The organism is Elusimicrobiota bacterium (assembly GCA_040757695.1).
Taxonomy (GTDB): Bacteria; Elusimicrobiota; UBA8919; order UBA8919; family UBA8919; genus JBFLWK01.
Genome location: JBFLWK010000005.1, coordinates 49,855 through 73,306, shown reverse-complemented (window position 1 = coordinate 73,306; position 23,452 = coordinate 49,855). Strand labels below are relative to the sequence as shown.

Below are 23,452 nucleotides of genomic sequence, written 5' to 3'. Positions count from 1 at the left end.
TTGCAGAAGTTTCACTATTAGTGAAGGTTGTGCAGGACTTATTTTTTCCCGATTATTATACATATTAGTCGTCGGTAAATCAATAATACTATGAGTCAAAAAACAGCGTTTTCACGCATTTTTCAGGATAAAAGCATATCTATCTATAAGAATCTCTTCTGGATGAGTTGTAAGGGATATGTCCATAAAGCCCATAGCCTTATCAAAACTGCTTTTCTCAAGTAGAATTCTCGCAGAGTCTATACATCCTCCTTTTACTCTATGTTCTATTTTCTCTAAAACCATATATTTCTCACGACCTTTGTTATTCTCTCTTATGTGGTATTTTGAGGAATATCTTATCGTAAATAGAATGCTAATCACCGTCAGTAAAATTGACAGGATACATGTAACTATTAATTCCATTTATGTTTTTCTTAATTTTCTAATGTAATGTTAGATAATGTCTGAGCGTATCTGATTGGCTGAGCACTATTTTTACGATACTTTTATAAATAAGTTTACAAAAGATATAATGGTTTTGAATATATCCAGCGCATTTAGCACATCATCTTTATTCTTGCTAAAATTATTCCATACATTTTTAAGTATGTTTTTAAACTTTTTCTTTTGCAAATAATCTAGCGATTCATACGACCTCTCTTCTATTAACTTTTCCATCTCCTCTACATAATCTATATTATATTTGTCCACAATAGTTGGACCCAAAAGGATATCCTCATATGAAACGTTACGGTTCTTATAATACTGGTCAAACCATAGTATAGGCATAAAGCCTTGTAAATATGGTCCCTGTTCAGCTGTGCATAATATTTTACCTTTCTTGATGTCATCGGTAGTATTCGGCAAACGATCTACAGTAGCCATCTTTATCTTGCCAAATAATTTTTCTTTTTCTAAGAAATTGAGAGCTGGTATAGTACCAAGTGGTCCAAGTGTAAAGATAATATTGCTTTTCGGATGTTTTTCCATGTATTCACAGAATTTTTTGGTTGCCAATTCCGTATCTGTAGTGATATAAAATGTGTCTACTGGTATGTTTTTTCTTCTAAAAATATCTTTAATGCCTTTAACTCTTTTCTCAAGGCCGATATGGCCTTCTTCATGTATAGTGACTACCGCACGTGTCGGCATAAATTCTTTTTCACTGAGCACTCGTTCTGCCAAACGCCTTCCACAGACATATTCATCCATCCCTATATAGAAGAGATATGGTATCCTCTTCCCGATGGGTCTGAAATCTGGGACGTTGATAGCTATTATAGGAATATTATTTTTAATAGCTTCTCTGAGAGGTTCGTCAAGGATCTCTGCATTTGTTATGGTGACAGCTATACCATCCGGCTTGGCAGCTATTGCTTCGTTCACGTTATTAATTAGCGCCTGAACAGAATATTTTTCCTCTGGACCCAAATAAGTCGCTTTTAGGTCAAGAAGTTTTGCAGCAGTTTCCATTCCTTTCTTTACAGGTTGCCAGAATGGATCCAGCATTCCACCGTGGGAAATTAAATAAAACCTGTCCCTTTTTTCCATTTCATTCTCTCCTTTCAGCGGTAATGTCGCTTAATGGTTTCAGCATAAAAGAAGTCCTTAGCATTAGCGAAGAATTTGGGTGAGTAGCGGAAGGCACGAATCTTTTATGCTGTGTTAGATGAAGTGCAAGCATCATTTTGTTATAGCAGGGTGAAGCCAAAGTTGCCCATCGCTTTGTAGAATCTGCTCAAATCGGTCTTGAAAAATATTCTCCAAGTTTATTCTGTCAGCGACAGCACGCCGTAGAACAATTCCTCCAATTTGCTCTTCACTTTTCTTGCCATATTTGTCAACAAGAGTCAAGTATGGTATTAGCACATATACCTTAACCTGTGAACATCCTGGTTCATGATATAGTTTCTTAATAAGGTTCATTCCATCAATAATTATTCCTGTCTTTATTAAACCACGAGTTAAGTTCTCATTTGCTCTGTATTTTATTGTAATCAAGTATCCTCCATTATCAGGACCAGAAACTTGTTCAGTTTTGCTTATCTCAATGACTGTTCTTGGCCTTCCTGACCAATTGACCGTTTTCCCCATTACATCAACGGCAACTTTTTCAATTATTCTTTCAAGGGAACCTTCCGGAGTCACATAAGAGTACTTCTGTTCCGCACAAGAGAAAAAACAGATTATAACAACAAAGACTCCTACCGTTAAACCAATGTAGTGGAACCTGTCTTTCATCGCTTCTTCCTTAGCATCAAGCTTTGTGTTTTTTTCTGCTGATGATAGTTTCATTTTTCATCCTTTGTGCCAGCATTCAGTAACTATTGATTGATATCAGCATTGTTATGTTTATGCATCGGGATTTGTATCATACCACAGCACCGTAAACCTTTTTACTCTAACTGTTTTATTCCTTAATGTTCAGTATTTCCTATGGTTTCTTTTTGTAACTTTGTGTTGTGAGTAGCCAGTTGTCAATAATGTCTTTGTTGAAACGCCATTGTCTGTTGATTTTTGATGACGGTAACTGTTTAGAACGAGCAAATTTATAAACTGACTCTTTGCTAATCTTTAAGTATTCTGCTAATTCTTCTGTTGTAAGCCAATTAGTCATTTTTTCTCTCCAAAGTTTCCAATAGATTGTTTTATTTGCCAATTGTTGCTAATACATTTTATCACATTTGTAAAAAAAAGTCAAGCAAAGTAAAAAAATCGCTTGAATTCAGCTATCCCCGCCTTAAAAGGCGGGGCATTACGCTGAATTCATGGCTAAAGCCACCGCGATTTTTTTACTCAAAATAAGGAGCCATTCATCCCCACCGCAAGCGGTGGGGTATTCTGGCTGTTTTTATAAAAATGTGGGTAGACACAATTAGTATTGTGTCTAATGCTTTACAATTTTCTTAACATTAAGAGAATGTTTAGGTTTGAAAAAAACTGGAAAAAAAACTTGACAATTATAGTAAAATGTGCTATATTATATTAATACTTCAAAACCCATGCAAAGAAATTGCCCTAACAGAGAATTCAAAACCAATAATATTCTGAGAGTAAATACTCATGTTTCAAAGAGCCGGGTTAACCTACCTAATCTCTGTTAGGGCGGCACCCGGCTCAATTCTTTTTAGGGATATTCAAATGAAAAATGAAATTGAAAAAGAAGAAAAGAAAGAAGCAATTGCAGCATTATATTGCAGAGTAAGTACTTACGATAAGACAGTCCATGAAAATCCTGATGAACTCAAATCAACCAGTATTCAGGAAAAACATTTAAGAGAGTTCTGTAAGGCCCGGGGTTACAAGATATATGATGTTTATTCTGAAGTTTTTACAGGAACAAAATTTGAAGGTAGAAAAGAACTTCAACGTCTTTTAGAAGATGCAAGACAAGAGAAATTTACACATGTGCTTACGACAAGAATTGACCGGTTAAGTAGAAGGGTGAAAGATTTTCACGATATTATGGCTGAATTTGATAAACATGGAATTGTGTATGAAACATTAAGACAAAGTTTTGACCAAAAAACGATTGAAGGTAAAGTAATGCGTAATATTTTTGCTGTCTTCGCAGAACTTGAGTCAGACCTAATTAAGGAAAGAACCTTTGAAGCCATGCTTGAGCGATTCAAAAAGCGGTTGTGGGGCGGTGGTCGGCATATACTTGGATACGACTGGAAAGATGGAAAACACACTGTAAATCAGAAGGAAGCAAATTTAGTTAGACGTATGTTTAAATTATATTTAGAACTTGAGTCCTGTAGTAAAGTAGCAAAAGAACTAAATAGGAAAGGTTATCGGACAAAGAAGTGGACTACGAAGACAGGAGAAATAGTTGGCGGTAGTCTTTTTAATAGAGATAGCGTACATAATCATTTGAAAAAGCGATTTTACATAGGAAAGATAATATTTAAAAATCAAGAAACAGAAGGCATTCATACCCCGATAGTGCCTGAGCCGCTTTTTGAGCGTGTTCAAAAGTTGCTAAAGAAAAACGCTGAGCAACCTCGGGCACAAGTTGAGAGTAAATACGAGCTGCCTTTACTAAAAAGATTGTTTTGTGGATTTTGTGGACATGGTATGACAACCCATTGGGGGAAGAAAAAGGGGATAAAGTATTTTTACTATAAATGTTCTAAAATATTAAAAATGGCGGATAAAAATATTTGTGAGTCGGTTGCAATCGGTGCAAAGGAGATTGAAAATTTCCTAAGAAAATATCTTTTTGAATTGAGTCAGCAACCAGCTGTTGTTGAAGCATCAAGAAAAGTAGCAGAAGAAGTGCAGGAAAAGGAAATATTTGAATTATCCGAAGAACTCAAGCGCAAGATTGATTTGAAGCTTACTGCAAAACGCAGAAAAACAAATCTGCAGAATAAGATATTGAGCCTTTCAGGTAAAGAGTTCGTTACACTTCGTAAGAATTTAAACCAAATGCTTATAGAAGCCGAATCGGAAATAGAACAACATGAAGAAGAAATTCCAATCCTTGAAGCACGTTTACGACGATTAAAAAGCCAGAAAGTAGATGTTGACTTGATGATGACTTATTGGAAAGAATTTGATAAATCGTATGACGAGGCTACACCTGAAGAAAGGATGATGTGGTTTCATCTGTTATTACGAAGGGTAACAGTAAAAATATCAAAGAAAACAAGGAAAGGTTATATTAGAATATTTCCTCGTGGGAACTTGCCGCCAATAGAAAGGATTGTTCAGTATATTAGGCAAAAAAAGAAGTGGACTTTGGATGATGTAACCGACAAAATTCCAGGTTTGAAATTTCGTGGTAAGTGGCTCCCCGGGTTGTCCTCTAACTACACACCGTTTTTATTCACAGATGACTTCGTTTATGGGTTAATAAACACAGAAAATGGCATTAAAATGTTCACAAATTGGGGGTTTCCCTAATATTAACCTTGAAGACCCTAACCTTACCTTGGGTGCCAGAATAAAGGCACTACGCGTCAAAATTGGCTTAAATCAAGCGAATTTGGCTAAATCCACAGGGTTAGCCACATCCATTATTGGTCGATACGAACAAGGCAGAATTCTTGACCTTAATCCATTTGTCTTAGAGAAAATCGCCACTACTCTTAAAGTAACCCCACTTGAACTGCTGCCACCTGCTGCCCGGGTAGGGATCAAGGATTCTTACGATTACTTCTGTCGCTCTGATACCCGAGGTAGCAAAATCAAAAAACTTCGACTAAAACACCACCTGCAACAGAAAGATTTAGCCAGAATGCTGGGAATCCACAAGGTATCCCTCTGTCGTTATGAAAAGAACCATTCCAAACCTGACAGTATAATCATACAAAAATTAAAAGAGATTTTCAAGAGCAGGTAAGCAAAAAAAATTTTTCAGAAAAAATTTGAATGGTTTTATTGGAAGAATTACCACTGAAAAAAAACCAAAAAGGAGCGTATAGCCATGGCTCAATAAGATAACTGTTTATCGCTATGAAAAAGACCAATCCACACCTGACAAATATATTGTACAAAAAATAAAAGAATTTTAAAGACCCGAACTTTAGCCGGTGTATCAGAACCTTAATTAAACTCTTTCAAAGTGTAAACAAGAGTTACTTCCATCTGGATATAAGAAGCCCTAATTTCTTTTGGTAGAGGAGGAAAAGGATTAGCTTTTTTTAAAGTATTGATTGTGGATTGATCTAAAATTCCTTCTCCGGAGGATTTTACTATTTCGATTTTATCAGCTTGCCCAGTAGAGAGAATTATAAATTTAAGACACACTATACCTTCTATTCCTTGGGTTCTAGCCAAAGTAGGATAATTTCTTTTTTCTTCAATTTTATGTTTGATTATATCCTGATAACGAAGCATTGCCTCTTCAGCAGGATCAATTACTTCAATTATTTCTTGAGAATGTTGTAAATCTGAATTTTCTAATACAACTTCTTCAGGTTGAAGTTCAGGTAAGACATTTGGTTCAGGCAGTTTTAATTCTTTTTTTATTTTGTTTATTTTTTTCTCGTTACCTACTTTATTTATCTTTGGCAGGTATATCGGCTTTTCTATTTCAATTTGAATTATTATATCTTTTGACTTTTCAGTTGTAGGTAAGCATAAATTAAAAATTTTTCCAGGTAGTCCTAAAAATAATATATGTCCTGTTAAGGAAACAAAAAATGTGACTCTGGTTACTTTGTCACTTATCATCTTTTTCCTCTATTTTGGTTGAAATTATTACTCCTTCAGCTCCGGCATCTTTAGCAATATCCATAACTTTTACTGCTAAACCTAAGTTAATCTTTTCATCAGCTTTAACAATCACTGCATTTCTCTCACTTTTTCTTAATTCCTTTTCTAATAATGTAAAAAGACTGTCAAGGGTTATGGATTTCTTATTAAAATAGAGTCTATTATCAGAACTGATAAATATGATAATTTCTTCTTCTGAATGTAATTTAGAAGTTTTTGCTTGCGGTAAAGTGATCTTTATTCCTAGTTGGACAACAAAATGAGATGACAGCATGAAAAAGATTAATAATAAGAATACCACATCAATTAACGGGGTTATATTCAAGAATAATCTGACTTTCTTCCTACCTTCAAATTCCACTTTCTTCCCCACTTAATGATTCTAAATATTCACAAACAGCATTTTTAAGTTGATTTGAATAATTATCAACTTTACCTTCAAAATAATGATAAATAACCAGCACAGGTATGGCTATAGTTAAACCGGCCGCAGTGGTTAATAATGCCTCCCAAATACCTCCAGATAAAACGCTGGCATCAACCTGTCCACCTAATTGCTGAATTTTAATAAAAGCCTTAATCATTCCTGTTACCGTACCCAGTAAACCTAACAAAGGAGCAACATTAGCGATAGTAGCTAAACCTCTCAAATTTTTCTCCCATTTACGCACTTGTTCTGAACCCATACGAACAACTCTTTTTTCCATCTCTTCTGGCTTAAGTTTTCTTTTGTTTAAAGATTGTTTCAAATGAGACAAAAAATTAGAGATATCAGTTTTTACTCTACGAAGATTATAAAATCTTTCTAACACAATAGTGACTGCAATTACAGAACATAACAAAATTGGCCACATCAAAATTCCACCTTTAAGAATAAAATCAAACATTATTTTTTTCTCCTTCTTTTTTCAAGTTTTAATAAATTCTTCTACTGCTTTGACAATATCACCTGCCTTCAAATCTTCTAATTTATAGTATCTTCCTCCCATCGCATCAGCGATTTCAAATGATTTATTAAAACTAACAAAACTGGACTCAGTATCAATTACTATTGACTTAATCTCTGATTTTCTTATATCATCAGCAATTTTTCTAACTTCTTCAAAAACATTTTCCTTACCCATACTCACATTAGCTTTTCCGTCTGAAATTAGAACTAATAAAGGTTTAATTTTAGAATTTTTCTTTAGTTCATTTTGAAGTAGTTCATAACCAGTTAGTAGACCTTTAGATAAAGGGGTTCTCCCTCCAGTAGGTAATTCCTCAAGTTGCTTCTTTGCCAACTCAACACTTGATGTCAACGGTAATAAAACCTCTGCTTTATTTCCTTTAAAAGCAACTAATCCGACTTTGTCTCTTTTCTGGTAAGCATCAATTAAAAGAGAAAGTATTGCTCCCTTTGTTTCTATCATTCTTTGATTTGCTCCCATTGAACCAGAAGAGTCAACTATAAATACAATTGTATTACCTATCTTTTTTTCTCTCACTTTTTGACGAATATCCTGCTGTTTTATAATCACTCTTGTGCTTTTGTGCTCTAATGCTCTAATATTCTGATGTGGTGCAGCGGCTCTTAAGGTAGCATCAAAAGCAATATCATCTCGCAGGCTAAAGCCTGTGGATACCTCTGGAATTTTACTCCGTACATAATGACCAGATTTAGAATGGGTCTTTGTACTGCTTCTCCTACCCGCTCCTGTTCTTGATATTCTATCTTTCTCAGGAGCTATTTTTTTTACTGCAAAAGAACCTCCTATTTCAAAATTAGTGTCAGAAGATGCATTTGATTTTTCTTGTTCAGTATTATTCTCCTTTTGTTTTTGATTATCTGGTATTTGAGATTTTGTCTCTTTGTGTTGGTTTTTCTTTTCTCTCTGTTTTCTAATTGACTCTTCTATTCGCTCTGGACTGACTTCTGGCTGTTGGAATGGTTTCTTTCTCATCCTATGCGGTAACACCAATTCCGCTGCTTCTTTAATATCCTCTTCTGTAACTTTTTTTCTTTGATGATATGCAGCTATTGTTTGTGCAGTTTTTATTATAAAAATATCTGCCCGATGTCCATCTACTCCCATATCAATAGCTATTTTGGTTACTAATTTTAACATATCTTGGGAGTAGATTACTTGTGGAAAAATCTTTTGAGCTCTAACAACTACCTCTTGCATGTCTTTCTGTTCTACTTCCCATTTCTTTTCAAATTGATGTGGTGCTTTTTCATATTCTATACATCTTTTTACTACTTCTTCTCTCTGATCGGAATCATTTAACCCATGGATTTCAACACAGAGTCCAAATCTATCTAAAAGTTGTGGCCGTATTTCTCCTTCTTCAGGATTCATTGTTCCTACCAGAATAAATCTTGCAGGATGTGAGTAGGAAACACCCTCTCTTTCTACAATGTTTACACCCATTGCTGCTGCATCCAATAAAACATCTACTAAATGGTCGTCAAGTAAGTTCACTTCATCAACATAAAGTATTCCCCTATTTACCTCTGCTAGAATACCTGGCTCAAAATGTTTCCTTCCTTTTCTTATTGCTTTTTCTATATCAAGTGTTCCAATCACTCTGTCTTCTGTTGCTCCTAAAGGTAGGTCAACGACTTTCATCTTTCTATTTACAGTTTTAAGTTTTTCTCCTTTTTCTATTTTAGCTCGACAATTGTAACACATCTGGTGAGTTTCACGGGGATTACAATTAAATAAACAATCTTCAACTACCTCTATCTCTGGCAGTAAATCAGCTAAACCGCGGGCAGCAGTTGATTTTGCTGTTCCCTTTTCTCCTCTTATCAAAACGCCTCCTAGAAGCGGATTGATCGCGTTCAGGACAAGAGCTTTTTTCATCTTTTCCTGTCCGACGATTGCTGTGAAAGGAAATACTGTTTCTCTACAAGTCATTTTGTTTTTACCTCCGATTTTCGAAAATTGTCTATACTAAAGTGACCTTTCTTATTCCATTCTTCTACTTCTGTCTTGGTCAATATATCGACACTTCCACCTTGATATTCTCCTGTGACATCTCCCATTTTCTCTTCCATCCATCCTTCAATCTCAAAATAATTGTCCTGTAATTCTTTTAACACCTGTGGATCTGCTTTCCAGATACCCCTTCTTTCTGCTTCCAGAAGGCGTCTTGCTATCTCTTCTAATGCCCAAGGATTATTATCTTCAAAGAATTTCCTCATCTTTTTATCTAAAACAAAAACTTGTGCTATATCATCAAATATCCAATCAGCTACAACTTCGGCTGATGCATCCCAGCCATAAATCCGGACAATACGTTTGGAAATATCAGACGCACCTTTATATCCATGTCTTTTCATCCCTTCTATCCATTTGGGATTCAAGAGTCTGGTACGAACCACTCTTTCAATTTCCTCTTTCATTTCTCTTATTTGAGGTCTTTGTGGATCATGCATATCTCCCCAGTAAACTTTTGGTGCCTTTCCTCCCAAAGATTTAGTCGCAGAATACATCCCTCCTTGAAAATCATAAAAACAGCAACAATCAAGAAGGTCTGTCTCATCTGAAGCCAATTTATGAAAAGTTGTCTCTACTTTACCTAATTGATGAGCAAATTCTTTATGTGATTTCTCTCCAAAAACTCCTTTCCCATAGGCATACCCACCTCTTTCTATATAAATTTCCCCTAAATCCTTCATACTCTGCCAAGCACTAGCATCAATCATTAAACTGACGCCGTTACCACCATAAGTACCGGGTTGAGCACAGAATAAACGGTAAGTTGCCTGACGTTCTGCTTCCTTTTCATCATAACCATCGCCTGTTTGGGTTTTGTGCATTTTTTTATACTCATCTACATGTTTTTTTATGAAGTTATCCTCTTGGGATTCGTTAAGTTGTGTAAGTTTGATTATAGTTTCATCAAGTAGTTCAATCAAATGAGGAAGCGTGTCACAGAAGATACCACTTGTTCTGATAGTTACATCTATACGGGGTCTATTTAATTCTTTCAATGGAATAACTTCCGTCCCTTTTACAACTCCCGACTCTGTCCAGACAGGTTTTGCTCCAAGAAGATATAATATCTGCGAGATTTGTTCACCATCAGCCCGATAACCATCTATACTCCACAAGACCATCCCGATATTTTCTGGATATTTATCCTCCTCCCGGAGATATCTATTTAAAAGTTCATTTGCCATTTTTATTCCTACTTTCCAAGCAGCCCTTGTTGGAATGGTTCTTGGATCGATACTATAGAAATTCTTCCCGGTTGGTAATACCTCTATTTTTCCTCTGGTCAAAAGTCCAGAAGCACCAGGTTCAATATATTTTTTTTCTAATCCCTTAAGAATCTGAGGGATTTCTCTTTTAGTCATTTTTAATTTAGGAAGGATTATATCTTTTGCCCAGATGACTAACTCAATTAGACCTTTAACTTTATTTTTGTTTTTTATTTTGATAATTCCATAGATTTTCTTCTTGTAATCTCGCATACTTTTTAACGCTATATTCAATAACTTTTTTGCTATTTGAGTACTTTCTTCTAATAGTTCCCCATAACTCTTTCCATCTACAATTTTTTCTGGATTCTGAACTATTTCTTCATAGTTATAGCCCATTAACTCCAAAATTAATCGCCTTATTGAAGGATGGCTTCCTTCAAAACGAAGAATAGAAACTAACATATTAATAATTCCTTCCTTGTCAGGCACTTGACTTAATATATGCATACCATCACGGATCTGGGTTTCTCGAAAAAGATTTAGTTTATTGTGCAGGGATTCAATAAAAGAATTATCAGATAACTCTTTATTTTTGTCAATAAGATTTGTTTTGCCGGCAAGAGAGTAAATATCTTTCATAATAACTTCGCATCTTTCTTTTTCATTGAGAAGTTTTGCTTGAGAATACTGCCTTGATAATTCTTCTATTTCGCTTAGTTCATCATACAAACCAGAAGGTTTCATTACAGGAATCATATGGTCAACTAAGGTAGCATAAGCTCTGCGTTTAGCAAGTATTCCCTCAGCTGGATTCTTTACTGTATAGATATACAAATGAGGTTTATCGCCTACAATAATTTCCGGGAAACATTCTTTACTCAATCCCACGGATTTACCTGGTAAGAATTCTATGTATCCATGCGTTCCTACGGAAATAAGTGCATCGGAATTTTCCTGTGCCCATTTATAAGTGGCATAACACTGGTGAGTAGGGGGGACTTTAGGGTCATGTAAGATTTTGCATACCTTACCATCACATCTTGCTCCATAACAACCTCTTTTGGGTTCAACCAGGATATTTATATTGCCAAAATTCATTCCGGTCACCACTATTTTACCTTCGTAGACCATGCCTTCTCCTGGTGGTTTGCCCCAGCTAGAGATCATCTTTTCTTTCAGAGTGGGAGTAAGTTCATTTAACCATTGATTATATTTTTCTACAGTAATAAATTCTATTACACCACCCTTTTTTACTATTTCATCTATAGTTGTCCAGCGAAATTCACTTATTGCCTTCTTATTCAAAATAAGGTCAATTAATCCTTTGCCATTTTCGGGACAATTGTGTATTTTATATTCCCTATTTTTCATTTGTTTCATAATCCGCACTACACTTTCCATAGTGTCAAGTCCTGATGCTCCTCCAATGGAAGCTTCTACACCAGCACAGGGAGCATTATGTAAAAGAAAAGTTATTCGTCTTTTGCTTGCTGGAAGATGGTAGAGTTTCAACCAGGTACAAATTCTATCCAGTAAAAACTCTACTCTTTCTTCTACTGGTTTTCTTCTGCCAAATGTATCATCGCTTTTCTCATCACGACAGGAAGTTAGAATTGGTTCAATTACACCATTATATTCTGGCTGAGCAACCCAATAAATCTGGTTGGTAGGACTTATCCCTTGAGGATTTTCTTCCCATTCTTTTTCTGTTCTTGAACTTGAATAAATTGTCTGAATAATTGGTACATTTATTTCTTCTATTATAGTTTTTTCGTTTTCAACTGATTTTTGGATAAGAAAAGATGATTCTAAATTAATAATTAAATCTACACCTTTTAACAATTTCAGACCTGGCTCAAGTCCTGGACAACCAGGACCACCATATTCTTTTTTCTGGGCAAAAACAGCCACAGGAAAGATTTTCCTCTTTTCTAACTTTTTGATTAAAGAATTAACTAAATTAAGGTCTTTCTTAATCAATAAGGAACGTGAAAAAAATATACCTACCTTTCCTGATAATTGTTGACCATTGTCTGTTAACCATGGCTTACGAATTGTTACTCCAGATTTAGGATGATAATATCCTGACCAGGGAATTTGTTGACTCATAATTAGGCTCCTCTAATTATTAAAATTACTAATAGAAAAATTAATCTTGTTCCCATACCTATGATTGTAGAAGTGAATATAATTTTTAAACCAAGCGGGATACCAAAAACTGAAGTATATTTTGCTAAACTTCCTCTAATCATAAATACTGGAAGCATCAAAAAACCTCCTAACAATGTTACAATCATCGCATCAATTTCTAAAATCTTACCATTTTGAAGCATTGCTCCAACAGTTGATGCGCCAACAAGAGGACTAAAGATATAAGTTCCTACAGGAATAGCAACTGCCGGTAGCAACCTCAAGATATCAGTTAAAGGATTGACAAGTCTCTCAATATAATTAATAAATCCAGAATTGATAAGACAAAAAATGATAAATGTTACTCCAACATAAATTCCACCCATTTTTACAAATATCTTTAACTGTTGTGTAAAACTAAAAGTTTTATTCTTACCTGTCTGTGCAGATGGGACAAAACAGTTAGCAGGCATTGCTCCTTCTTTATTTTGTCTTTGTAAACCAATGTTATTATTAATTGATATCACCTTATTCTGTCTTTTTCTTGCCATAATAGATATAAAGAGTAATTTTGCAAAACCCGAAAATACGAAACAGGTAAAACATACCAGTCCGACTTTTAATCCAAGAACAGATATTATTACAGGAATTTGATAAGTAAACGATTCTTTGATATATACAGGTATTGAATTGAACAAAGAACCAAGATAGGTTTGATGATCTGTCAGTATTCCTCTCTTATTGAAATCTGATAACAACACATTTCCACTCAGAACTGAACCGAAAGATGTAATAAAGACAATACCTATATCCTCGGGTAAGCCAATGATTTTAGCAAGCGGTTTCCCTATAAAACTTATTCTGTCAATTATTCCTTTTTGAATCAATATCCAGATCGCAGTTAAAGAAATAAACATTATAAAAAGAGTTTTCGGGACAAAATTGAGTAAATCTCGTAGTGCATTCAGTATAATTTCATTCATAATTGCCTTCTTGTTGAAAGCGGAACGATATTCAAGTAACCTTCTTTATTATTACGATTTATTTCTACCTCAATGTCATAAACTTCATCAATATTCTTTATACTAATAACTTCTTCAGGTGTTCCTGAAGCGAATACTTTACCATTTTTTAACATTATTATTCTATCACTATATCTTGCAGCGAGATTTAAGTCATGTAAGACCATTACTACTGCTAACTTCTTTTTCTGAGCCAGATTACGAACTAAATTTAATATTTCAATTTGGTGACTAATATCCAGATGCAGAGTAGGTTCATCCAAAAGTAAAATTTTTGGCTCCTGTGTTAGAGCACGAGTAATAATTACTTTTTGATATTCGCCACCAGAAATCTCAGTTATAAACCTTGAAGATAAATGTTTTATACCAGTAAGTTCTAAACAATGTTGAGCAATAGATATATCTTCTTCTGTCTCTCTGACAAATCTTTTAGTGCGAGAATATCTACCCATCAGAACTATGTCAAATACAGTAAATGAAAAGGAGACCGAAGAAATCTGGGGGACAATACCTATATTTTTTGCCACTTCTTTACGAGACATTTCAAAAATATTTTTACCATCAACTAAAACTGTCCCTATCTTAGGCTTTAACTTTCTATTTATACATTTCAGTAGTGTAGTTTTACCTGAGCCGTTTGGACCGATAATTCCTAAAATCTCTCCAGCAATCACTTCTAAAGAAACTTTCTCTAATGCTTTTATTGTATCGTAAGAGAAACTTAAGTTAAAAATCCTCAATTCCATTTCTAAAATCCACTTAATCTTTTTCTTCTTCGTAATAGAAACAGGAAAAATGGCACTCCAATTAAGGCAGTAATTATTCCTACTGGAAGTTCAGTTGGAGAAATAAGTATCCGAGCAAAAGTGTCAACCCAGACCAAAAATATACTTCCTGAAATAGCTGAAGCAAGAAGAAGAAAACGATGGTCAGGACCAATAATAATCCTCATTATATGCGGGATTACCAAACCTACAAACCCAATAATTCCGCAAGTTGCTACTGCACTTGCAGTAATAAGTGCAGTTAATATAAGAATAATCTTTCTTGTACCTTCTACCTCCACCCCAACATCCAATGCCTGTTCTTCACCTAAAAGAAGAATATTTAGTTCCCGGCTAAAATATAGAAGGCATAATATACCTAATAAGATAACAGGAAAAACACTCAACACCTTATTCCAGTTACTTGCCCATAGTCCACCCATAAGCCAAAATATAATCTGACGGAGTTCTTCTTCTTTAGCCATATACTGAATAAAAGAAGTAAGCGCAGAGAAAAAAAGCGAAAGAGCAATACCAGAAAGGAGTAAAGTTTCTACAGGAATTTTCCTGCCTACCTTAGCTAAATGATAAACAAGGAAAACAGTTAATAAAGAAAAGAAAAATGCTACAGGCATTACCAAAACTTGAGATATACCTAAGACTATAATTAACGAAGCACCAAATGCTCCGCCGGATGCCACTCCACAAACGTAAGGTGATGCCATCGGATTTCTAAATAAAGCTTGCATTGTACATCCAGAAATACTTAAAGCACACCCAGCAAAAACACCAAGCAGTATCCTTGGTAGTCTCACATTTAATATAATTTCCTGAAAATTATCTTGCCAGGTCTGAGGAATGCTTACAATTTTTGAAAATAATACTTTAATAACAATACCAACTGGAATATGAACAGGACCAATCGTCAAGGTTACCAAAATTGTCATAAGAAGCCCTAAAGCAAGAAGAATTAAAATTAAATTCTTTTTCATTGTTTAAATACCTCAGGGTGAAACCATTTGGCATACTGTTCTAAACCTTCAATACATCTTGGGGTATAATTAGTGAAATAAATATAACTTCTATAAACCCTGTTATTCTTCACAGCCTTTATATTTTGCCAGCCATCTCTTCTCTTTATCTCTTGTGGTATATCCCCATATTCTTCTACAATAATTATATCAGGATTTTTTTCAATTATAAATTCCTGTGAAAGAAGTGGGAAAGGAACAGGTTCATCCTTAGCAATATTTATTCCACCTGCTCTGGTAATTAAATCGTGGGTAAGAGAACCAGCACTTCTTGTTTTTCCTAAAGCATGTGCTTCAAAATATACTAATGGTTTATGCTTTATTTCTTTCACCTTTTTAGTTATTTTATCTATTTTTTCTCTCATAGCAGAAACAATTCTTTTCGCCTCTGTCTCCTTCCCAGCTAATATTCCTACATTCATAATTAGCTCCATTACACCTTCAATATCATAGGTCTTTGTGGCATAAACATTTAATCCTCTTTCCTTTAAGGTATCTGCCTGAGTTTCCCAGCAAAAAACCAGGTCTGGTTGAAATCCTAAAACCTTCTCTAAATTGACATTTCTGATATCTCCACCACATTTCGGTTTAAGTTTTAGAGTTTCATAATAAGGACTCTCTTTTTCTATGCCAGATATAGCTGCAATCTTATCTTCTGCACCCAAATCACAGAGAATTTCTGTAGTACAGGAAAGAGAAACAATTCTTTCATAGATATGTTTTTTTTCTTTCTCTTTTTCGTGTTTCCTGGTCCTGTATAAAAAAATACTAAGGCTCATGGCAAGGATAACAATAAATATTATCCCTGCCCAGACTTTTTTATTCATTATCTCAGTTCTATCGCTCCTTTAAAATTTTACTTTAACTCCAGCTGAAAATGTCCTGGGGGTAGCCGGATAATATTGTTTACTTGTTCCTGAAATATATGCTTGCCGACAATACTTTTCATCAAAAATATTATCAACTGTTAGGTAATAGCTGACATTATCTTTGTCCCATGAGAACTTCAGGTCTGTCCTAAAATATCCCGGATACTTCTCTTCATTTTCATAGTCCATATACCATTCTCCGATCTTATTGAAATCGGCTCTTACTCCAAAACCTGTATCACCTGCATATCCCAATCCCAGAGAAGTTTTCCAGAGAGGAACTTGATAAATATTTTTACCAACTCTTTCAGGATATTTTGGCTCTTTAAGGATTTCTGTCTGGTTTATATCACCAGAAAGAGAAACAAAAAATTCATTAGTAATGTCTAAATTGGAAGTAAGCTCTATCCCCTGATGTTTAACTTCTCCCACATTGCGGTATTCCCATTTATTTGGGGATACTTCTTCATAGGTAATTTTGTCAGTTACATTCATCTGGTACACACTTAACTCATTCGATAGTTTTTCAGTAAAAAACTTTGTTCCTATTTCACAATTTACCCCTTTTTCAGGCCCTAAATCAGGATTCTTACAAAACTGAGATTCTATTGGTAATCTAAAAGCCCGACTTATTGAACCAAAAAGACTCAATTTAGAAGCCACTTTAAAAAGTAACCCTAAATTTGGGCTGATAGCATCAACTTCAGGATTATATTTCTTATCTTTAATCCTATCAGTTATATCATGCTTGAGTTTATCATACCTTACGCCTATGTTCAGATTTAACCAATCGAAAATTTTCCACATATCTTGAACATAAATAGCAAATTTGTGAATGTCAGTATCATTATGTCTTTTCAAAATATCTTTATCAATCTCTTCTTCCTCAGCATCAGCAGCATAATTCCGGCTGTCTACTTTACCTTCATCTATATCCAATCCTACTGTAAATTTATTCTCAGTCATTTCTCCACTGAGCTGTAAACTTCCAGTGAATACATTAACATCATTTATATCTGCACTTCCTCCTGATGAACGATAATAAAAAGTGTAACCTTTGCTGAAATAGTTTAAGTTTAACCTTCCAGAAAGATTGAATGGCAATTCCTTTTTAAATATTAGTTTTATATAATTACTTTCCTGTCTTCCACTTGCACAAAAGTAGGTTGTATCCCCGGATGTCAAGTCACCATCTTCCCATTGTTTTTCAGTCAGGTAACCAGGATACTTAGTGTCCTCTTCATAGTAACCAAAACTCAAGGAAGTTTTTAAACTCAGGTTTTTATTATCTTTGGTCAAGGAACCTCCAAAAGTCTGAAGGTCATAATTTGAAAGGGCTCTCCAGCCATCACTCATCTTAGAGTTTGCTGTGATATTAAGGTAAACATCCTTGGACAAAGCTGCCTGGCCCGAAAAATCTAAATTTTTTGTATTCCATTCACTCAGAGAAATAGTAGTCTGGGCAGAAGTTTTTTTGCCTTCTTTAGTGATAATATTTATCACTCCTCCCATAGCATAACTGCCCCAGACAGCAGAATTTCCGCCTTTTATTACTTCTATCCTTTCTATGTTTGATAAAGGTATGGCATCAACATAAGGTTTTCCTGTATCAGGAGAATTTATCGGCATCCCATCCACAAGCACCAGAACATAACTGGAATTATAGTGATAAACACCACGCAGGGTTACTACTGGCCCCCTTCCTGACGCATCCGAACCCGAAAGGCTAATTCCCGGAATCTTTTCCAAGACATCATTCATAAATTTAGCCTGAGATTTTTCAATCTCTTCACCAGTTATTACCACTGCCGTCACCGGTACCTCTCTAATTAACTCTTCTGATTTTGTAGCAGTTACTACAATTTCTCCTAACTTATAAGTTGGAACTATTTCTTCTTCTGCTAAGCAAATCTGGACTAAATTAAATAACAGAACTCCAATTAATAAAACTCCCATTTTTTTCATTTTTCTCTTCTCCTTTTTCTTTGTTTTTAGCCCACAAATTTAGTATAATTTCTATGGGCTTAGGTTCTTGTTCCAATAAATTGGAACACTACATTAAGCACCAGCTGAAGGCAATTCTTTTCTCAGTAGGGCTGCCTTCGTGCTTTTTTAACCTCCTTTCTCACATCAGGACCACCTCCTTTCATACATTTTTCACAATCGTGTTACGATTAGAGAAAAAAATAATACTTCTATATTTCTTTTCCGGTTGTTGCCATAGTTAAAGAACCATGTTTTACACCTTTTGTTGATTTTAATCTATGAGCTAACTTTTCAACTTCTTTTGGCTTGCCTTTCACCACAACCATCTCCAGACAATTGTCGTAGTCTAAATGGACATGTTGTGACGAAATAATGAAATCGTGAAAATCATGCTGAATATTGGTCAATCTATTTACCAGTTCTCTTTTATGGTGATTATAAACCAAAGTAATTGTTCCCGCTACTTCTTTTCCTTCTATCCATTCTATCCATTCTTTTTTGACAAAATCTTCCCTGATTAAATCTCCTATCGCTTTAGAGCGAGTAGGATAATTTTTTTCTCTAATCTCTTTATCAAATCTTGTTACAAGATCATCATCAAGTGATATACTGAACCGTTTTAATTTGCTCATTTGTTTTCTGCTATTGTATTACATTTATTATAATTATAACATTTTATTTAAGTAATGTCAATTAGTTTTAATTTAGGTTTAGGAAAGATAGGAAAGAGATCGTGTGGATAATTATTTTGAGAATTGTCTTACAAAAATTCTTAAATCTTATCTTGCCAGAAACTGGATTTGCGGGAGAGGTATACTACTTCACCTTTCAAATAGATTTCAATACCTAATTCACCATCTTGTTGTCTGAGATGCACGATAACCTTTTCTGGCTCTACAGTGACCTTGCCTTTTTCTTTCAACTCTTTGATAAATTCTTGTTTGTCCATCGTTCATCTCCGATATCTCTGGCATTTGTTGATTAGCTTGTAACCTGCCTGCTTCAGTAACTGAATAATCTGAACTCGTATCTTTTTAGTAAAGAACTTTTCAAATCCGTCCATATCAATATCTCCATCGCAATACAATGTGAGATTAAATTCACGAAATACAATTTTCTTTTTCATTTAAGATTTTCTCTCTAAATTTTGCAGAGAGATTTTCTGCTTAATAAGAAATTCGCGACCTTTAATGCACAGAATTATCTGCGCAATTTAATTACTTACTCGGCTTAATTATCCTGACTTTTTTGTCTTCAGTTTTCTCAACCTGATATCCCTGCCGTCTGTAATTCACCATACGAGCTCTAACATTCGCTGAGAGGTCACGGTCTTTTGCTATTGAGAGCTTTTTCTTCTCAATCTCTTTCACGATTTCTTCTACGGTCTTACCGCCAGCAAAAAGTAACTGGTCAATAACTGAAGCAAGTGTCTCACCTTTAGGTTTTCGGCTCTGTCCTGCTTTGTCTCCACCATTGACCCTGATTAGAACCTTTGTCTCTGTACTAACCTTCTGCTCATCATACTCCTGAAGATGATAATTCTTTGAGACAAGAATCTCGTTACCTGTGGCTTCGCTTTTTAGCACGACTTTGTCACCTTTTGTTCCGATAACCTTTACAGGTGTACCATCTTTACTCAAATACTTCTTTCCTGCAATTGCTGTATCTGCTAACATGATTTTTAGCACCTCCTTTCCTAGCAAATTTCTACGTATGTGTCTGCCATTACAAGAACTTCATCATACGATTTAGCTTTAAAGGCACGGTTAACAAATTCCTTTGCCTTGTCTGGCTGACCAGATTTTTTTAGTGCCTTACTAACCAAGCCAATGATGTTAAAAACATTACCATCTTCACCAATCAACTTACATTTTGGTTTTTCTGGCATTCCAATCACCTCCCTTCAGTCGGAAATTTTTACTTTACCTTCTGCCATCTTCTTTGCAATATATTCCCTGCTGAAAAATCCACGAATAAGTCCATTGAACATACTTGCTAATATATCATCGGGTTCCTGTGGTAGCAGATAATCACTGTGTAGCATACAGATAAATGTCCACTGGTCAAGTTCTTTACCTGTAAGAATCTTCTTTTTACCATTCTCAAATTCAAATATAACTTTTTTCAATTCCATCTTTTTCACCTTTTAGCCATAGTTTTTATCCTTTTATTGTAAGTTCTTTTGCTTTGTCTCTGATGGCCTGTTGAATTTCAGGTAAACTGTAATTCAAACAGAGATGGTTTGCTATAATTTCATGAACCATCTGTATATCAGGATATTTCTTTAATATACTTTTGTCCCTATCTCCAATATGTTCCAATACATTTTTCGCTAACGAATAAGTGAATTTATCCATCTTATTCCACACCTCCCCAGAGTTCAAGAAGCTCATTACTATTCTTTCTTAAGGATAATAGTAAGTCCCTTATTGAATAGTAGTTACCTTTACCATTTTGCCACCTAATTCTACATACTCCTCTTTGATTCTCCTAATTTTCTTTTGATCCGTTTTAGTAGTAACTTCAACTATCTCATGTGGATGGCAACTGAATGACCTTTGATTCCATCCGGTACCGCAAGTAACCCACCAGTCGCTTCTATTAATCCTATCAATTTTCATTCTGCCAAATGCGGTATTCAGGTACGCATCCTCTTCCGTGAGATTTACATCCTTCAGTTCTTTCTGCTTTATTTCCTGTGTCTGCATCTTTCATCTACCTCCCTGTTTTCTCTAAAATTTTATCTATCACTTTCTCTCGTACAATATATTCAATGCGTTTGTTAAATTGCACCTGGCGGTCCTTGTTATGATCCCAAATCCATACTTTTGAATTAAATTTACCTGATGCAAATTGTTCTACAGTAACATCATATCTCCTACCATTAATGGTTACATAGTAACTCCAATCCATAGAGCCATCTGCGATGGTAACACCCATGCCTGTTTCTCTACCTACTTTGATTTGCGCTTTTGATTCCTGTGTTTTCCTCATCAATTTTGCCTCCTTTCTTACCCAAATTTACCGTCTGAAAATAGGCTATTTTACCTATTCATTCATTACCTTCTTTGCAAGGGAAAGTCAAGTTATGTTTAGAAATTCTTTCCGAGGAGAATTTACTGAAAAGGAGAGGTTAAAAAAGAAGAACACCGACGATAAAAAAACCCGCTGAAGTTTCTCAATTTATTGATATAGGAATCTCCAGCGGGCAGAATAAGCCTTTTTCTCTGAAATTTGACAGAATTTGTGAGGTCTGTATTACCTGATAAATTCGGCAAACTGGCAGATTTTTGATAACTTCAAGGTATTAGTTATACCCTGCCAGTTACTGACCAGTCATGGCCATATTGGTCATTAGTCTTTTTGACTAATAGTGATAAGAGCAACTGAACCACGTGCTGATCAAGCCACTCTAGCCAAAATGGCAACTTAATTAGCTCGTCAATAAACTTAACTGCTGCTTCTAACTTCGTTCCACCCTCGGTAATAGTAAGAACTCTGGCGCCTCTTTCTACACTAAACATAATCTTCTCTAAAAAGTTCCAGAGCAGGTCAAGATTATGTTTGAACTCTTCCCATGCAGTAACATATTCGTCACCATCTTTATCAAACGGATTCCAGTCCCAACCCTTCTTAAGTGCCTGTGCTGATGTCTTCAGTTCTTCAACATTCAGTTCGTTTTTAATAAAATCCACTAACTTATCTACTTCTAACATTACTACTGGCATTGTTGATTCACCTCCCGTTCTGATAATTTTATATACCTTTATACTCCTATTAGCCTCTTATCATCTATTTTGCAAATAATCTGTTTCAATTTCTCTAAATCAAACTTCACTCCGGGGCAACTCTTATAGTGAAGTCCTAGCATTTTATTCGCATCTCTATGGCCAATGACTGCCTGAATAGATAAATTAAAAACTGTCATATATTTCTTTGTTAATACAGCACAAGATTCGTATTTCTCTTCCGAAGGCGTTTCTTTATCATAATCTCCAATTGTGCAGATACCAACTGATACTGTATTCAATCCTTTTGTATGACCTCCATCCATTGTTAACGGTCTACCTGCGAATATTTTCAAAGCGTCTTCCACTTCTTCAATCAGTGCATTGTATCCAATTGTTATCCACGGTTCCTGAAAAGTTCTGCCATATCCAAGTTCTTTTCTTGAATAAAATTCTTCCTTTGATACTACTTCATGGTCAATACGATATGATGTATGATATTTCCAGATAGCGGGAGTATCCGGTACTTTACCGTCCTTTGTTGCACTGTGGTGTTCAACTATCCATTGTACTTTTATCCATTTACTTCTATCTCCGGCAAACAATTCTGGATTTGCTAAAATAATATCTTCTGCAGTTATTTTCTTTTTGATAATCAAAACTGGTGGTTTTGAAGATTCCATTTTATCTTCCTTTTTCTTCAGTAATTCTATTATTCTATTCAATAAATTAATTAACCAGTTCATCTTAATGTTTCTTCATGAAATAACTTATCAGGGCGTTAACAAAAATCAATACTCCTGACCAGATACTAGCAAAGAAAGTTTTCATAGTTTTAATATCATGTTTCACACCTTGAACCGTAGCAATCAATCCATTCTTACCCATTGTCTCAGGATTGCCATAGAGAATTTTCTGATGTTCATTTACCCGAGGAACTATCTCATTATCAAGTTTATGCAGAATCAGTTTTACATCTGTTTTTATTTCCACAAACTCACTGCGCCAGGTCTCAAAACTCTCAATCAGGATCTGGTCAGTTCTTCTACGCAAATATTTAACATTTTTAGTTGCAGAGTTATTATTGTTTTTATTTTTCATCTGAAGTTCCTTTGTTGTGTTCAGGATGACTCGTCAAAACGGATTGGTTCCAGCCCGTGGTCACCTTCTGACCTACATTTACTACTGAATAACCAAATACAAGAGCGAACAAAACCCAGCCCCATTCTACTCCGCCATTCATAAACAGGATTTTTATACCTACTATACAAATGGCTAAAACCTGACAGAATATTTTTCTATACCCTATTATCGGATTTCTTTCCTTCTGGCTCTGCATTCTTCTCCTCTAAAATACTTTTTAATTCTTTCAAAGCACCCTGAATTTCAATTAACCTGTTAATTATATCCTGCCTCTGAATATCTAACTGCTGTCTCTGTGTATTCAGTTGATTTAATACTTGTGACAATTTCTGTCCTTCTTCTTCCAGTTTGGCAATTTTTTCTTCAATCTTCATGGT

General features: G+C 35.0%; 29 protein-coding genes. 2 read left to right on the top strand and 27 right to left on the bottom strand.

Going from position 1 to position 23,452, the window contains the following annotated elements:
* Positions 1 to 111: 111 nt before the first annotated feature.
* From AB1349_01865 to AB1349_01850, 4 genes are all read right to left on the bottom strand, one after another.
* Positions 112 to 285 (bottom strand): hypothetical protein, encoded by a 174-nt coding sequence (locus AB1349_01865; GenBank protein ID MEW6556084.1) that lies wholly within the window; start codon positions 283 to 285, stop codon positions 112 to 114.
* A 192-nt stretch (positions 286 to 477) separates the two neighbouring features.
* Positions 478 to 1,533, bottom strand: a complete 1,056-nt coding sequence (locus tag AB1349_01860) for a sugar ABC transporter substrate-binding protein (protein MEW6556083.1) — start codon at positions 1,531 to 1,533, stop codon at positions 478 to 480.
* Positions 1,534 to 1,665: 132 nt separating this feature from the next.
* A complete protein-coding gene (locus AB1349_01855; GenBank protein MEW6556082.1) occupies positions 1,666 to 2,277 on the bottom strand; it encodes a hypothetical protein in 612 nt (203 codons plus the stop codon).
* A 139-nt stretch (positions 2,278 to 2,416) separates the two neighbouring features.
* Complete coding sequence (locus AB1349_01850; GenBank protein MEW6556081.1) at positions 2,417 to 2,599, bottom strand: helix-turn-helix domain-containing protein; 183 nt, start codon at positions 2,597 to 2,599, stop codon at positions 2,417 to 2,419.
* A 524-nt stretch (positions 2,600 to 3,123) separates the two neighbouring features.
* On the opposite strand from AB1349_01850, the gene AB1349_01845 reads away from it, so the two are divergent.
* On the top strand, positions 3,124 to 4,893 hold the full coding sequence (locus AB1349_01845) for a recombinase family protein (GenBank protein ID MEW6556080.1): 1,770 nt from the start codon (positions 3,124 to 3,126) through the stop codon (positions 4,891 to 4,893).
* Positions 4,856 to 5,332 carry a helix-turn-helix transcriptional regulator gene (locus AB1349_01840; GenBank protein MEW6556079.1) on the top strand — a complete coding sequence of 159 codons (477 nt, stop codon included), beginning with the start codon at positions 4,856 to 4,858 and terminating at the stop codon, positions 5,330 to 5,332. Before AB1349_01845 ends, AB1349_01840 begins: the two co-directional genes overlap by 38 nt.
* Before the next feature lie 203 nt (positions 5,333 to 5,535).
* Here AB1349_01840 and AB1349_01835 read toward each other — a convergent pair whose 3' ends face one another.
* The 23 genes from AB1349_01835 to AB1349_01725 all read right to left on the bottom strand — a co-directional run bounded on the left by AB1349_01835 (position 5,536) and on the right by AB1349_01725 (position 23,449).
* Positions 5,536 to 6,165 carry an energy transducer TonB gene (locus tag AB1349_01835; GenBank protein MEW6556078.1) on the bottom strand — a complete coding sequence of 210 codons (630 nt, stop codon included), beginning with the start codon at positions 6,163 to 6,165 and terminating at the stop codon, positions 5,536 to 5,538.
* Positions 6,155 to 6,568, bottom strand: a complete 414-nt coding sequence (locus AB1349_01830; protein MEW6556077.1) for a biopolymer transporter ExbD — start codon at positions 6,566 to 6,568, stop codon at positions 6,155 to 6,157. The genes AB1349_01835 and AB1349_01830 overlap by 11 nt, the downstream gene beginning before the upstream one ends.
* Positions 6,558 to 7,094 (bottom strand): MotA/TolQ/ExbB proton channel family protein, encoded by a 537-nt coding sequence (locus AB1349_01825; GenBank protein ID MEW6556076.1) that lies wholly within the window; start codon positions 7,092 to 7,094, stop codon positions 6,558 to 6,560. Before AB1349_01825 ends, AB1349_01830 begins: the two co-directional genes overlap by 11 nt.
* Before the next feature lie 21 nt (positions 7,095 to 7,115).
* The gene (locus AB1349_01820) at positions 7,116 to 9,110 is read right to left on the bottom strand and encodes a putative cobaltochelatase (protein ID MEW6556075.1); all 1,995 of its coding nucleotides are present in this window, start codon (positions 9,108 to 9,110) and stop codon (positions 7,116 to 7,118) included.
* A complete protein-coding gene (locus AB1349_01815) occupies positions 9,107 to 12,511 on the bottom strand; it encodes a cobaltochelatase subunit CobN (GenBank protein MEW6556074.1) in 3,405 nt (1,134 codons plus the stop codon). Before AB1349_01815 ends, AB1349_01820 begins: the two co-directional genes overlap by 4 nt.
* A 2-nt stretch (positions 12,512 to 12,513) precedes the next feature.
* Positions 12,514 to 13,515: a nucleoside recognition domain-containing protein gene (locus tag AB1349_01810; protein MEW6556073.1), complete on the bottom strand. Its 1,002-nt coding sequence runs from the start codon at positions 13,513 to 13,515 to the stop codon at positions 12,514 to 12,516.
* Positions 13,512 to 14,300 carry an ABC transporter ATP-binding protein gene (locus AB1349_01805; protein ID MEW6556072.1) on the bottom strand — a complete coding sequence of 263 codons (789 nt, stop codon included), beginning with the start codon at positions 14,298 to 14,300 and terminating at the stop codon, positions 13,512 to 13,514. Before AB1349_01805 ends, AB1349_01810 begins: the two co-directional genes overlap by 4 nt.
* Positions 14,301 to 14,302: 2 nt before the next feature.
* On the bottom strand, positions 14,303 to 15,310 hold the full coding sequence (locus AB1349_01800) for an iron chelate uptake ABC transporter family permease subunit (protein ID MEW6556071.1): 1,008 nt from the start codon (positions 15,308 to 15,310) through the stop codon (positions 14,303 to 14,305).
* Positions 15,307 to 16,176 (bottom strand): ABC transporter substrate-binding protein, encoded by an 870-nt coding sequence (locus AB1349_01795; protein ID MEW6556070.1) that lies wholly within the window; start codon positions 16,174 to 16,176, stop codon positions 15,307 to 15,309. The genes AB1349_01800 and AB1349_01795 overlap by 4 nt, the downstream gene beginning before the upstream one ends.
* A 21-nt stretch (positions 16,177 to 16,197) precedes the next feature.
* Positions 16,198 to 18,183, bottom strand: coding sequence for a TonB-dependent receptor (locus AB1349_01790; GenBank protein MEW6556069.1), 1,986 nt, complete (start codon positions 18,181 to 18,183; stop codon positions 16,198 to 16,200).
* Between the two features lie 230 nt (positions 18,184 to 18,413).
* The gene (gene nikR / locus AB1349_01785) at positions 18,414 to 18,836 is read right to left on the bottom strand and encodes a nickel-responsive transcriptional regulator NikR (GenBank protein ID MEW6556068.1); all 423 of its coding nucleotides are present in this window, start codon (positions 18,834 to 18,836) and stop codon (positions 18,414 to 18,416) included.
* A 140-nt stretch (positions 18,837 to 18,976) separates the two neighbouring features.
* Positions 18,977 to 19,153, bottom strand: a complete 177-nt coding sequence (locus AB1349_01780) for a hypothetical protein (GenBank protein ID MEW6556067.1) — start codon at positions 19,151 to 19,153, stop codon at positions 18,977 to 18,979.
* Between the two features lie 268 nt (positions 19,154 to 19,421).
* Positions 19,422 to 19,880, bottom strand: a complete 459-nt coding sequence (locus tag AB1349_01775; protein MEW6556066.1) for a hypothetical protein — start codon at positions 19,878 to 19,880, stop codon at positions 19,422 to 19,424.
* A 20-nt stretch (positions 19,881 to 19,900) separates the two neighbouring features.
* A complete protein-coding gene (locus tag AB1349_01770; protein MEW6556065.1) occupies positions 19,901 to 20,092 on the bottom strand; it encodes a hypothetical protein in 192 nt (63 codons plus the stop codon).
* Between the two features lie 15 nt (positions 20,093 to 20,107).
* Positions 20,108 to 20,338: a hypothetical protein gene (locus AB1349_01765; protein ID MEW6556064.1), complete on the bottom strand. Its 231-nt coding sequence runs from the start codon at positions 20,336 to 20,338 to the stop codon at positions 20,108 to 20,110.
* Between the two features lie 25 nt (positions 20,339 to 20,363).
* Positions 20,364 to 20,561 carry a hypothetical protein gene (locus tag AB1349_01760; GenBank protein MEW6556063.1) on the bottom strand — a complete coding sequence of 66 codons (198 nt, stop codon included), beginning with the start codon at positions 20,559 to 20,561 and terminating at the stop codon, positions 20,364 to 20,366.
* A gap of 69 nt (positions 20,562 to 20,630) precedes the next feature.
* On the bottom strand, positions 20,631 to 20,912 hold the full coding sequence (locus AB1349_01755; protein ID MEW6556062.1) for a hypothetical protein: 282 nt from the start codon (positions 20,910 to 20,912) through the stop codon (positions 20,631 to 20,633).
* A 7-nt stretch (positions 20,913 to 20,919) separates the two neighbouring features.
* Positions 20,920 to 21,198 (bottom strand): hypothetical protein, encoded by a 279-nt coding sequence (locus tag AB1349_01750; GenBank protein MEW6556061.1) that lies wholly within the window; start codon positions 21,196 to 21,198, stop codon positions 20,920 to 20,922.
* 317 nt (positions 21,199 to 21,515) lie between these two features.
* On the bottom strand, positions 21,516 to 21,932 hold the full coding sequence (locus tag AB1349_01745) for a hypothetical protein (GenBank protein ID MEW6556060.1): 417 nt from the start codon (positions 21,930 to 21,932) through the stop codon (positions 21,516 to 21,518).
* Positions 21,933 to 21,970: 38 nt separating this feature from the next.
* Positions 21,971 to 22,678 (bottom strand): peptidoglycan recognition family protein, encoded by a 708-nt coding sequence (locus AB1349_01740; protein MEW6556059.1) that lies wholly within the window; start codon positions 22,676 to 22,678, stop codon positions 21,971 to 21,973.
* 1 nt (position 22,679) lies between these two features.
* Positions 22,680 to 23,033: a hypothetical protein gene (locus AB1349_01735; GenBank protein MEW6556058.1), complete on the bottom strand. Its 354-nt coding sequence runs from the start codon at positions 23,031 to 23,033 to the stop codon at positions 22,680 to 22,682.
* The gene (locus AB1349_01730) at positions 23,023 to 23,271 is read right to left on the bottom strand and encodes a hypothetical protein (GenBank protein ID MEW6556057.1); all 249 of its coding nucleotides are present in this window, start codon (positions 23,269 to 23,271) and stop codon (positions 23,023 to 23,025) included. Before AB1349_01730 ends, AB1349_01735 begins: the two co-directional genes overlap by 11 nt.
* Complete coding sequence (locus AB1349_01725) at positions 23,231 to 23,449, bottom strand: hypothetical protein (protein ID MEW6556056.1); 219 nt, start codon at positions 23,447 to 23,449, stop codon at positions 23,231 to 23,233. The genes AB1349_01730 and AB1349_01725 overlap by 41 nt, the downstream gene beginning before the upstream one ends.
* Positions 23,450 to 23,452: the final 3 nt, after the last annotated feature.